Annotated in this window: 8 protein-coding genes; 7 read left to right on the top strand and 1 reads right to left on the bottom strand. The window is 51.8% G+C overall.

The features are described from left to right. Positions 1-5: 5 nt before the first annotated feature. From BUF15_RS09740 to BUF15_RS09730, 3 genes are read left to right on the top strand one after another with little or no spacing between them, the layout of a single operon-like run. The gene (locus BUF15_RS09740) at positions 6-800 is read left to right on the top strand and encodes an enoyl-CoA hydratase-related protein (RefSeq protein ID WP_073613286.1); all 795 of its coding nucleotides are present in this window, start codon (positions 6-8) and stop codon (positions 798-800) included. Between the two features lie 2 nt (positions 801-802). Continuing rightward, the gene (locus tag BUF15_RS09735) at positions 803-2,818 is read left to right on the top strand and encodes an acetyl/propionyl/methylcrotonyl-CoA carboxylase subunit alpha (protein WP_073613285.1); all 2,016 of its coding nucleotides are present in this window, start codon (positions 803-805) and stop codon (positions 2,816-2,818) included. Continuing rightward, positions 2,805-3,704 (top strand): hydroxymethylglutaryl-CoA lyase, encoded by a 900-nt coding sequence (locus BUF15_RS09730; protein ID WP_073613284.1) that lies wholly within the window; start codon positions 2,805-2,807, stop codon positions 3,702-3,704. The genes BUF15_RS09735 and BUF15_RS09730 overlap by 14 nt, the downstream gene beginning before the upstream one ends. Before the next feature lie 81 nt (positions 3,705-3,785). Here the strand turns inward: BUF15_RS09730 and BUF15_RS09725 are convergent, their stop codons facing one another. After that, entirely contained in the window at positions 3,786-4,706 is a 921-nt protein-coding gene (locus tag BUF15_RS09725) for a carbohydrate kinase family protein (RefSeq protein ID WP_073613283.1), read from the bottom strand. Between the two features lie 439 nt (positions 4,707-5,145). Here BUF15_RS09725 and BUF15_RS09720 point away from each other — a divergent pair, with 439 nt between their 5' ends. The 4 genes from BUF15_RS09720 to BUF15_RS09705 all read left to right on the top strand — a co-directional run bounded on the left by BUF15_RS09720 (position 5,146) and on the right by BUF15_RS09705 (position 12,296). Continuing rightward, positions 5,146-5,628 (top strand): hypothetical protein, encoded by a 483-nt coding sequence (locus BUF15_RS09720; RefSeq protein WP_073613282.1) that lies wholly within the window; start codon positions 5,146-5,148, stop codon positions 5,626-5,628. Positions 5,629-6,135: 507 nt separating this feature from the next. Next, the gene (locus BUF15_RS09715) at positions 6,136-7,641 is read left to right on the top strand and encodes a methylenetetrahydrofolate reductase C-terminal domain-containing protein (protein WP_073613281.1); all 1,506 of its coding nucleotides are present in this window, start codon (positions 6,136-6,138) and stop codon (positions 7,639-7,641) included. Positions 7,642-8,164: 523 nt separating this feature from the next. Then, positions 8,165-9,376 (top strand): ABC transporter substrate-binding protein, encoded by a 1,212-nt coding sequence (locus BUF15_RS09710; protein ID WP_073613280.1) that lies wholly within the window; start codon positions 8,165-8,167, stop codon positions 9,374-9,376. Between the two features lie 178 nt (positions 9,377-9,554). Next, on the top strand, positions 9,555-12,296 hold the full coding sequence (locus BUF15_RS09705) for an ATP-binding protein (RefSeq protein WP_073613279.1): 2,742 nt from the start codon (positions 9,555-9,557) through the stop codon (positions 12,294-12,296). The last annotated feature ends 19 nt before the right edge of the window (positions 12,297-12,315 follow it).

The following is a 12,315-nucleotide window of genomic DNA, read 5'->3' as shown; positions in this document are numbered from 1 at the left end:
AGACGATGACAGGCCAGACAAAGAATATTTTACGCGATATTGACCACCGAGGGGTGGCGACCATTACCCTGAACCGGCCGGAGTTCCATAATGCCTTTGACGATATACTGCTGGCCGAGTTGCACCAGGCAATCAAATCTTTTGCGGATAACCGGAAGGTGAAGGTGGTGGTACTGGCGGCTAACGGGAAAAGTTTTTGTGCCGGTGCTGATCTGGGCTGGATGCAGCGCATGGCCGGTTATTCGGAGGCGGAAAACTATAACGACGCGCGGGCAATGGCGGAATTCTACGCCGATCTGGCGATGCTCCCCAAGCCAACCATCTGTGCGGTACAGGGAGCGGCTTTCGGTGGCGGTGTCGGCCTGGTTGCGGCTTGTGATATTGCGGTGGCTGTTGAATTGGCGCGTTTTGCTATCTCTGAGGTAAAGGTCGGTATTATCCCTGCTGTAATTTCACCTTATCTTGAGCGAGCACTGGGCCCCCGCAACACCCGGTATCTGGCCCTTACCGGTGATACTTTTTCCACCATCAAAGCCCAGGCATTGGGACTGGTGCAGGTGGTTGCTGAGAACGGAAAACTGCAGGCAGAAATCGATCGGCTGACCGCAATGTTGCTCACGAACGGACCCGAGGCCATGGCGGCTGTTAAGAAAAGAATCTGCGGCTGGCAGCGTGATGATTTACGGGCAGTAGGCAATGAGACCGCGAGAGCTATAGCCGAAATTCGGGTGAGTGCGGAAGGGAGAGAGGGGCTTACAGCCTTCCTTGCCAAGCGGAAACCCAGCTGGCGGAGTGAATGAAGATGTTCAAAAAAATCCTGATCGCCAACCGGGGCGAGATCGCCTGCCGCATCATTTACTCTGCCAGAAAGATGGGGATTGCGACCGTTGCGGTCTATTCTGAGCCGGATAGTAGTGCTCTCCATGTCGAGCTGGCCGATGAGGCCTATTGCATCGGCCCTGCCGCCGCGACCTTGAGTTATCTCAATCAGCAGGAAATTTTACGGGTGGCGAAAGCGGCTGGAGCTGAGGCCATTCATCCCGGTTACGGTTTTCTCTCGGAGAATCCGGAGTTCGCTTTGGCCTGCAAGGCGGCTGGGCTCATCTTTGTTGGCCCGAGCCCTGATGTCATTACCTCCATGGGGATCAAGAGTCGGGCCCGTGACATTATGGAACAGGCTGGAATCCCAGTTATTCCTGGCTGCTATATTGACGAAGTTCCGGACAGTGAGCTTGAGGGGAAGGGGGAGGGTCTCGGCTATCCACTGCTTATCAAGGCGGACCGGGGCGGGGGCGGCAAGGGAATTCGTCTGGTCAATGCCACTGAGGAGATGAACGAAGCGATTGCTGCGGCTAGGCGGGAGGCGGCCGGGGCCTTTGGTGATGCCAGTCTGCTCATGGAAAAACAGATCGTCAACGCCCGGCATGTGGAGGTGCAGATTTTCCGGGATATCCATGGAAATGCAGTCCATCTCTTTGAGCGGGACTGCTCACTGCAGCGGCGACACCAGAAAATCCTGGAAGAGTCTCCAGCGCCCGGTATCTCAGAGCGCATCCGCCAGAAGCTTCACCGGACAGCGGTTGCCGCCGCCGAAACGCTCGGCTATGTGGGTGCGGGTACGGTCGAGTTTCTGGTGGAGCCCGATGGTGAGTTCTATTTTCTTGAGATCAACACCCGGCTGCAGGTGGAACACCCGGTGACCGAGATGATCACCGGCCAGGATCTGGTTGCATGGCAGCTGTTGGTGGCTGCCGGAGAACCGCTGCCTCTTGGCCAGGAAGAACTGGAATGTAAAGGCCATGCCATTGAGGTCCGGGTTTATGCCGAAGATCCCGTGCGCAACTTCCTGCCCTCTACCGGTACCATTCACTACCTGCGGCAACCTATGACTGCCGACGGGGTGCGGGTTGACAGCGGTGTGCGGCAGGGGGATATGGTGACGCCTTTTTACGACCCGATGTTGGCGAAGCTGATCGTTTGGGGAGAGGATCGTCATGAGGCGATTTTACGTCTGCTTGCCGCTCTTGCTGAGTATCATTTTGCCGGAATAACGGTGAATATCGGTTTTTTGCGCCGCCTCGCGGTCGACCCCGCTTTTAGCGCGGCAACGCATACAACCCGTTATGTGGATGAGCATCTGGATGAACTGACGCGGCCTGAGCCGATAACGGATGAGACGCTTGCCATTGTCGCCCTGTACCGGGTCCTGGAAAATCAACGGATGCTCTATCAGCAGGTTGGCTCGGGGGGCGATCCGTACTCCCCCTGGAACTCCGGCAAGGGGTTTCGCGTAAACGAGTCTGACAGGATTGAGATGCAGCTTTTGAGTCAGGGCGAAATGGTGACCGTGCATATGTATCCTGTTGGCGACGGCTATCGTCTGGAGATGGCAGGCGTTGTCATGACCGTAACGGTGGTGGAGCTGCATGGGGCGAAATTACGTTGCAGGCTACAGGGCAAGAATGTTGCTGCGACATTGGTGACTCATGATGAACAGATCACTGTCTTTTGCGCTGGAAACACCTTTCATCTGTTGCTGCCTGATCTTGGCCGGGTGGGTTCTGATGGTGGGGGGGGGAATTCTCTGCGCGCCCCTATCCCGGGAAAGGTTACCGAACTTTTTGTCGAGGCTGGAGATACGGTGCGACAAGGCGATCAGCTGCTTGTGCTTGAGGCAATGAAGATGGAATATGCGATCCGTGCCCCGGCCGACGGCACGGTGATTTCCATACTCTACCGACAGGGCGACAGCGTTCAGGAAAAGGATCGGCTGGTGGAGTTCCAACCGCTGGAGGAAAAAAACGATGCAGCTGCCTGAGCGGGTTCGGATAGTGGAGGTCTCTCCGCGTGATGGTTTGCAAAATGAGGTTGTGCAGGTCTCGACCGAGGCCAAAATCACCTATATCGACCTGCTGAGCCGGGCCGGTTTACCCGTAGTGGAAATTACCAGCTGTGTGCCGGCGAAATGGGTGCCGCAGCTGGCTGACCATGCCGAGGTCATTCAATCCATTTCACGACTTCCCCATGTTATCTATCCTGTACTGGTGCCAAATTCGCGGGGGTTTGAAGACGCACTCGCCGCAGGTGCTTCGGCTGTGAGTGTCATTGCTTCTGCCTCGGAGGGGTTTTCGAAGAAAAACAGTAATTGCACAATCGCAGAAGGACTGGAGCGTTGCGGGGAGATTATCGACCGGGCGCTGACCAAAGGATTGGCCGTTCGTGGGTATCTCTCCTGCACCCTCGGTTGCCCTTATGATGGTGAAATCTCCGTGGAGAAGGTTCGACAGGTTGCCGCACAACTCTACCAGCTCGGCTGTCCTGAAATTGTGCTCTCCGACACCATCGGTGTGGGCACGCCCGGCAAGGTGCAGGCGATGATTGAAGCCGTGGCCGAGACGATCCCGATAGAGAAACTTGCCGTCCATTTTCATGACACCTACGGCCAGGCGTTGGCCAATATTCTGTCGGCCCTTGAGCTGGGGGTGGCTATTGTTGACAGTTCGGTGGCGGGGTTGGGCGGTTGTCCATATGCTCGTGGGGCATCTGGTAATGTGGCCACTGAGGATCTTCTCTATATGCTGAACGGCCTGAACATTGCCACAGGTGTTGATCTTGGGAAACTGCTGGATGCCGGCAACTATATCTGTCAACAGTTGGGGAGGGTGAGCCGGTCAAAAGTCGCGCTGGCCATGTCGGAGTGCTGACAGCTTGAAATGCAGGACAACCAAGCGAATAGCGGGGACGCTACGACCTCATATGGGAGGTCGTAGCGCCAGTTTGGGGGATCAGTAACTTTTACGGCGGTCTTCAAACTCTTCGGGAGTGAAGGTGTAGACCTGGGTTCCGTGGCATTCAACGGCAAACGAGGCACAGATGCTGCCGAGTTTGGCACTCTCCTCAAGATCGAGACCTGAAGCCAGGCCGGAAAGCAGGGCGCCGCGATAGGCATCACCACAGCCGGTTGGATCAATTACCCCGCGTGGTGCTGCCGGGGCAATTTTGGTTTCTGTACCGTTACGGTAGATCCGTGAGCCATGTTCACCGAGGGTGATGATGGTGTTGTCGGCAAGGGCCAGGAGCTCTTCACGGGTAAGCCCGGTCTTGTTTAAAATAAGATCGAATTCATAATCGTTCACAATCAACAGAAAACTGCCGGTGATGACGTCAATGAGATCCTCGGGTTGCAGAACCGGCAGAGCCTGGCCTGGGTCGAAAATATATCGGATGGACTTTTCCTTGCATCGGCGCGGATAGTTGATCATGTCGTCGAGATTTCCCGGTGAGGCGATCAAAATGGTGTTTTCAGGATCGAGACTGTCGAAATCCAACTCCGAGGAAAACTTCATGGCACCGGGGTTGAAACCGGTGATCTGGTTATCCGCTTTATCGGTGGTGATGTAGGCGCCGGCGGTAAATTCTTTATCGATGATTTTGATGCCATCGACGGCGATGTCATTGCTTTCGAGCCACTTGAAATATCTGCGGTGATCATGACCGATGGTAGCAGTGATGGTGGCCGCTTTGCCCATCAATCGGAGGGCGTAGGAAATATTGCCGGCGGTGCCGCCAAAATGTTCAGTGACGCCGTCGACCTGAAAACAGACATTGAGCATGTGAATCTTGTCGGGCAGAATATGGTCGGCAAAATATTCGGGAAAGGCCATGATCCGGTCATAGGCCATGGAGCCGGAAACGATAATGTTCATAGGGGTACCTGTTGAAAAAGAGAAAAAACTGTTCATGAAAAACTATACAAACCACCCACTATAATGGCTGGATGGGCAAAAAGCCACGAAAACGAGCGGTTCTGTATTGGGCAGTGAGGGTAGACATTGCTTGACAGATGATTGTGACTATTTTGAGAGACAGCAAGGATTGACTATGAAAAAGTGAGGTGGAAATTTGCTCGAGCTTTCTTTGCTCAACACCCCGCGATATAAATGAGGACGGCTTGTTTTCTGCTATGTAAGGATAATGGATACGAAAATTTTACAAATAGATGCGAGAAAAAAACATTGTGTATAGTTCAGCAAAACGATAGGCTATTTGCAGGTTGCAACGTAGAAGGTGAGCACGGCTGGCGTCCGGCAGGTGATAATCGGTTAGCTGAGCCAAATTATCAGACACCGTTGAAGGTGAGAACCAATGGAGAACATGATCATGTGGCTTGGACTGGGGATAGCTGTTGTAGTGGCTATTGCGGCGGCTGTGCTGCTGCAGAAAAAAGGCGGTGAGATCGCCAAGAAAGACGCGGTCATCGGTGAAAAAGACAGTGCGATCAGCCAGAAAGAGTCTGAAATCAGTCAGAAAGAAAATATCGTCAGGCAAAAAGATGAGTTGATTGCCGAAAAGGACAAGGAAATCGAACGTCTTACCAGCGAACTGGCTGCAGTCAGCGCTGAACGTGATGAAAAGCGTGATGCCCTGGAGAAGCTTGAGGAGGAATTCGAGACGAAAGTGGATGATGTCGTACAGTCTTCCATTCAGAAGATTGCTCATGCAGAACAGGCTAAAGAAGAGGCGGTTCAAGCCGCCCAGGATAATTATGAGGCAGCGGCAGAGGTTCATGCCCTGTTGAAGGAAAAAGAAGCATTGATTAATAAGCTGCAGCAGCAGGTGACCGGCTGACCGAAGCTGATCCCTGTTTGTGCTGTATCATTCTGTCCTCAGCGGGTGCTGTGGATGGTTGAGGTGCAGAGAGTCTGCACCGTGAGATTTTTTTAAGTCGTGTAGATTTTCCCCACGTTAACATCAGGTTGGCGTGGGGATTTTTTCGTTTCATGGGCCCTGTTTTCTTAAGGTTTCTTATTGAAATTGTTGTTTCCACTCATTTCTTGCTTTGTTGTACACGAAATATCTTCGTTTCTACTTCTTCGATCACTGTTTGTGGCCCGTATCCATATCAACAGAATTGAATTCCTGAATCATCATTATCCAATAATCTATCGTTGTTTTCCTGCATTTTATAGAGACAGTGATTACTACTATGTGGTAGTATTGGAAATGGTCCAAGTCAGTTTGGGCAGGGTTCGTACCCGGCAGCCGAGGTACACCGAAATGTAGCATGGGGGTATTCGAGGAAACCGTGTTTTTGGTTGCTCGTACTGAAGCGAAGTTCAACAAGGAGAAGTTCCCGTGATTCACAATTTCAATGATGACATTTCAACTCCGGAAAAATTTGTCGTAACTCTTGAGCTTATCCCCGGACGAGATTTCAGCGGCGATGCAATCGATACAATCAAGCAGATTTCACAAGATGCCTATAACGACGGGCGGATCACCGCCGTGTCGATCACTGATAATCCCGGCGGCAACGCCGCACTCAGTCCCGATGCCATCGGGCGTGAGATCCTTGATTTTGGTCTTGATGTCATCGTCCACTTTACTTGCCGTGATACCAACCGTATGGGCATGGAGAGTAGGGCGTTGCAGCTGGCCCGGATGGGCATGAAAAATATCCTGGCACTCACCGGCGATTATTCCGGCAAGGGATTCGGCGGCCGGGGCACTCCGGTGTTTGATTTTGACTCGGTGATCCTCACCTCGATGTTGAATGACCTCAACAAGCGGTTGATCAAGACCGGCCATTCGGAAGTTTTTGTTACTGGTTGTGCCGTCTCGCCGTTTAAGTACACCGAAGCGGAATCGTGGGTCCAGTATCGCAAGCTGCAGCGGAAGATAGAGGCCGGCGCCTCGTTTACCATTACCCAGCTGGGGTACGATATCGACAAGTATGAAGAACTGCTGATCTTCAACCACGAGAACAATATCAAGATTCCGGCGCTCGCTTCGCTTTACCTGTTGGGTAAAGGCGCGGCAAATATCATGCAGCAGGGCAAGGTTCCCGGTGTTTACGTTTCCAAGCGTCTCTACGAAACCATCGCCAAGGAATATGAAGTAAAGGGTGAAGGCCCGAAGAAGGCAATAGAACGACTGGCCCGCTTAGGCGTGGTACTGAAAGGTATCGGCTATAAGGGTATTCATATCGGTGGAGTGCACAAGAGTTTTGATACCGTGGCCGCTATTCTCGACCGCATGGATGAAATCCAGCATAACTGGCAGGACTACCGGGAAGAATTCCAAGAAGAGCAAAACGGCCGCTTCTATCTCTACAAACAATCTGCAGAGCAGAAAAATGGCATGAGCAAACAGGATGACATCAAACTGAAGTACACCGATGGTGCCCATTACCTGTTCCTGCGCACAGCTCACGACCTCTTTTTTGACAAGCGGGCTTCCCTCGCCCCGGTCTATAAAAAGATTTCTGCCACTCTCGATAAGAGTAACTCCTCATGGATGTTGAAAGCCTTCCTTGAGGACCCGTTCAAGAAATTGATGCTTTCCTGTCAGAGTTGCGGAGACTGCGGCATTCAGCATGTTGGTTTTCTCTGTCCCGAGTCGGGTTGTCCCAAGCACACACGAAACGGTGCCTGCGGTGGTAGTCGTGACGGCTACTGTGAGGTCCATGAAGACAAGTTCTGTGTCTGGGTGCGGGCGTACTACCGGATGAAGAGGCATAACGAGACCGACCGGCTTACCGCGACGTTTGTTCCACCTCGGCTCTGGGAGTTGAAAGACACCTCTTCGTGGATCAATTTTCATCTGGATCGTGATCACCAGCGGGAAGACAAAGCCGCCTGAAGGGAAAAATATCAGTTTCTGTTTTGCAGGCCCTTCTCCATTTTTGGGAGAAGGGCCTTTTTTGTATGATGTAACGCATTTATTATGCTGGAAAAATTGATGTAACGTCAGAGTCTTTTACGCAATGAGGATTTTCGTTCAAAATCAGGTAAACGTAGACTCCGAGGCATGTAAAAAAAATGACCACAAACATATGGATCATATTCCGAGGATAAATTTTTTAAGCATAACGCCGACTTTGGACGATAAGGCCATTCTGCAGGAGTCTCGTTAATAAACGTCGTTCTTCACCACCACACCAAGGGCTTCTCCATAGCCTTTCCCGCAACACTCCGTCATATTTTTGTACAAAATTTCACGCGTTAATTATATAGTCGATTTGACATGTTAAATTGTCAGGAAACTCTTTAAACCGATAATGGCACAAAGCATTGTAGTGTACCGGGAGACTCCGAAGGTGTAATCGGCGGGCTGGTTGCCTGGCAATGGATACTGTATTTTCGTAGTGTGTTAAGGGGATATCATGATGAATGCGATTTCTGCCTGTGGTAGTGAAAAAAAAGATACGAGCTGGTTGGTTAAGGTAATATTGTTTTACAGTATGTCGTTATTACTGGCTTTGGTTCTTACGTTCCAGATGGGTCCGGCCGTGGCCGAGACGAATCCTGTCGACAGCACACAACAGCCTGTGAGCATCGCCGTAATTTTTTCCCTTACCGGCATTGCCGCCCGTCATAACCAACCGGTAGTTGAGATGGTTATTGCGGCGGTAGGGCGAGTCAACGAAAGTGGCGGGGTTTTGGGGCGGCCGATCAAGCTGCTGATACTGGACAACAAAAGCACCTCTATCGGCGCATTAGAGGCGGCCCATGAAGCAGTTGCCGCGAAGGTAGACGCAGTGATCGGTGCCCACTGGAGTTCTCATTCTCTGGCCATGGCGCCGGTGCTCCAGAAGGCGGGAATACCCATGATTACACCGACATCGACGAATCCAGAAGTCACTTTCGGTCGTGACTATGTTTTCCGGGTCTGCTTTGGTGATGATATGCAGGGCAAAGCCATGGCCAAGTTTGCTCGTGATGAGCTGAAAATCAAGACTGTGTCCATTCTTGCCAATGTTGATGAGCACTATTCGGTGGATCTGGCGGCATACTTTCGTACGGAATTTCTTCATCTCGGGGGAGGGGTGGTTCTGGATGCTGTCTATCGGGGAGACTCTGCCGATTTTTCCGAGATCATTGATGAACTACTCAAATACCGGCCGGATGCTGTCTATATTCCAGGCTACACCCGTGATACAGCCCTGTTCATGAAGCAGGCCAGGAAGAAAGGTGTAAAGGCTCTCTTTCTTGGCGGAGACGGCTGGGACCTGATCGGTACCCTGATCGATGACGAAATTGAGGGAAGTTACCAGACCGTTCTCTGGCATCCTGATATGCCTTATCCAGAAGCCCAGGTTATCCGAGAGATGTACAGGGAGATGAGCGACAACCCGTTGTGGAACCTTACCGCCCCGCTCGGCTATGACGCAATTATGGTTCTGGTTGATGCCATTAACCGGGCAGGTTCATTTGATAGGAAGAAGATCCGGGATGCACTTGCAAAAACCCATGATTTTCGCGGTGCGGCCGGACCGATTGCCATGGATGAAAACGGTAATCCTCAGAACAAGGAAATTACGATCGTGAAGTTTGTGGGTGGTGAATCGCAGTATATTACCGCGGTACAACCGTGAGCATGGTGCTGTCCGGATTTTCGGGCCGACAGGACAGTTGGGTGAACGAGAGCGTAAACTGACCAATGGATTGGCGTTGATCCGGAAAGGATAGAATCTCTCGACGGCCTCCAAACTGAATCGTCTGCGTTTGCGTTTTTTCCGCGATGCCGACACAAAAAAATAACTCGTAGAAAAAATGCAATCTACCTGGTCCAATCACCTGCAGGTCCGAACGAGTGGTGCCCTTATCCTGGTGGCGTTTGGGATCGCGCTAATCTTTTTTGCTTTAGTCTATCCGATTGAAACCAGTAGAACCAAGGACCAAATCTACCGGGTAGAGGTGCTGCTTGAAACCATCTACAAGCAAAAACGAAATGACTTTGCCAATGCCATCTTCAATGGCCAGCATATTGCCATTTTAAAAACCCTGCAGGAGATCGACGACATTGTTGATGAAATTGATAATGTCTGTTTTTACCAACCTAACGGTTCAGTCCAGTACTGTTCATCAAATCGCCAGCCTATTCCCGCGGTTCTCAGGCCGGAAGACGGCAAGGAGCAACCCCATTTTGCAACTTATACGCTCGGGGAAAAGAGCTACGGTGGATATCTCAACAGGATCGATATCATTGGAGAACGGGTCGGGTATCTCGGCATCTATTATGATATAAGTCAGGTCATCCATGTTCAACAACAGATACTTACCCTTGCCACCATACTGTTTGGCCTTGGTGTACTGGTTATCATCTTGCTCCTCAATGTCTTTTTCCGGCGATCAATCATTACCCCTCTCAATTTGCTGAGACAGGGAATGAAACGGGTTGCAGATGGCAATCTTGGTGAAATCGTCGCTCTTGCACGCAGGGATGAAATCGGCGACATGGGCGCCACCTTCAATGAGATGTCAAAGAAGCTGTACCGCAACCGGCAAGAGTTGGGGCGGCATCAGCTGCATTTGGAAGAGTTGGTCAGAGAGCGGACGGAAGAGCTGACTGCTGCCAAGGATCTGGCGGAGGCAGCGAGTGAAAAGCAGCGGGAGCAGTGGAAGCTCTTGAAGACGGTGATGGAGACTATCCCTAACCCCATGTTTTATAAGGATGTGCATGGCAAGTATACCGGCTGTAACCTCGCTTATGAGGAATTTATGGGCCAACCGCGCCAGGCAATTGTCGGGAAGAGCGTCTATGAGTTCATCGACAAGCAGACGGCAGATCGCCTTTCCGAAAAAGATGCGGAATTGATGGCTAACCCTGGCAAGCAGTCCTATACCTGGCGTATTACCCGTCCCGACGGTGAAAACAGGGAGGTGTCTTTTGACAAGGCGACTATCACCGACGACAAGGGCACGGTACTGGGTATTGTCTGTATCATGTCGGATATAACCGAAATGATGCAGGCCCGCCGACAGGCGGAGCAGGCGAGCAGGGCAAAAGGTCAGTTCCTGGCCAATATGAGCCATGAAATCCGTACCCCCATGAACGGGGTTATCGGTATGACAACCCTGTTACTGGATACCGACCTTGATGATAAACAGCGTGGTTATGTGGAAACCATTCGCACCAGCGGCGATTCTCTTCTCTATGTCATCAATGACATCCTTGACTATTCGAAAATTGAGGCTGGTAAGCTTGTGTTGCAGTTTGAGGAGTTTGACCTGCGTGAGATGCTGAATGACTGCATTGATATTCTGGCACCGCGTGCAAAAGAGAAAAATCTGGAGCTGTTCTGCGAGATCAAGCCAGATGTGCCGGTGCGGGTTGTCAGCGACGGTGGCCGGATTCGCCAGATTCTTTTAAACCTGGCGGGTAATGCCGTCAAATTTACCGAAACAGGTTCGGTCTCAATCTCCGTGGAAAAGTACCACCAGAAGCAAGACAGCACCATGTTGCGCTTTTCGGTAATTGATACCGGAATCGGCATTGATGTTCAGGATAAGGATGCTCTTTTTGGAAGTTTTTTCCAGGTTGATGGCTCCTTTACCCGACGGTTTGGCGGCACCGGTCTCGGACTTGCCATTTCCAAGCAGCTTGTTGAACTGCTGGGCGGCGAGATCTCAGTGGATAGTGAAAAAGGGCGTGGTTCCACCTTTTATTTCACGGTCAACCTGCATGCGGTTGCCCGGATAGTGGCCCCTGAAGATGGACTGGTGTTACAACCGGTTGAGAAGAATCTGGAACGAAGAATCCTGCTTGTTGAGGATAACCGCATTAATCTGCAGGTGGCGATAGGTGTTCTTGCCAAGCTTGGCTACCGTAATGTCGATACAGCTATCGACGGAACGAAGGCGCTTGAGGCGTTGGCCAGGCAGGCCTATGATCTGGTATTGATGGATCTGTCCATGCCGGAAAAAGATGGCTTTGAAACCACCCGCCTGCTCAGGAGCTCTGCCGAAACCGTTAGGAACGCACGGGTGCCGGTCGTGGCACTTACCGCCCACGCTATGCGTGGCGATCGGGAGCGGTGTCTTGAAGCGGGGATGAATGGGTATCTGAGCAAGCCTCTCGATCCCCAGGAGCTGGACAGGTTGATGACTGAGGTATGGCGTCTTGATCTGTCGGCGGAAACCGTTATGGTGGGCGAGGCGAAATTGCCGCAGGATGAGGAGCCTCTCCTTGATTTCAAGGGACTGGTTGGACGACTCCTCGGTGACGAATCCTTGGCCCGGATGATCCTTGAGGAAATGGCAAAGGAGCTACCGAAAGAACTGGCCGTATTGGTGCATCTGGTTCACAATGGCAAGCAAGAAGAGGCTGGTCGGCAGGCCCACAAGATGAAGGGCGCAGTGGGTAATGTTGGGGCGACCGTCCTGCAGCGGATTTTTATGGAAATGGAGATCGCAGGAAAAGGCAGGCAGCAGGGACGATTGCAAGAACTGCTGCCGCTCGCCAAAACGGCAGCACAGGATCTGCTGGATGAAATGGCCCGGCGCCACCCGTAATTCTCAAGGAACGTGCGGG

It is taken from the genome of Desulfopila aestuarii DSM 18488, from assembly GCF_900143695.1.
Lineage (GTDB): Bacteria > Desulfobacterota > Desulfobulbia > Desulfobulbales > Desulfocapsaceae > Desulfopila > Desulfopila aestuarii.
The sequence above is the reverse complement of the archived record's forward strand: the minus strand, read 5'-3'. Positions and strand labels throughout refer to the sequence as shown.

Coding starts and splice junctions, on each gene's coding strand:
- BUF15_RS09705 (WP_073613279.1), top strand. CDS start 9,555: ATGCAATCTACCTGGTCCAATCACCTGCAGGTCCGAACGAGTGGTGCC.
- BUF15_RS09710 (WP_073613280.1), top strand. CDS start 8,165: ATGATGAATGCGATTTCTGCCTGTGGTAGTGAAAAAAAAGATACGAGC.
- BUF15_RS09730 (WP_073613284.1), top strand. CDS start 2,805: ATGCAGCTGCCTGAGCGGGTTCGGATAGTGGAGGTCTCTCCGCGTGAT.
- BUF15_RS09725 (WP_073613283.1), bottom strand. CDS start 4,706: ATGAACATTATCGTTTCCGGCTCCATGGCCTATGACCGGATCATGGCC.
- BUF15_RS09720 (WP_073613282.1), top strand. CDS start 5,146: ATGGAGAACATGATCATGTGGCTTGGACTGGGGATAGCTGTTGTAGTG.
- BUF15_RS09735 (WP_073613285.1), top strand. CDS start 803: ATGTTCAAAAAAATCCTGATCGCCAACCGGGGCGAGATCGCCTGCCGC.
- BUF15_RS09740 (WP_073613286.1), top strand. CDS start 6: ATGACAGGCCAGACAAAGAATATTTTACGCGATATTGACCACCGAGGG.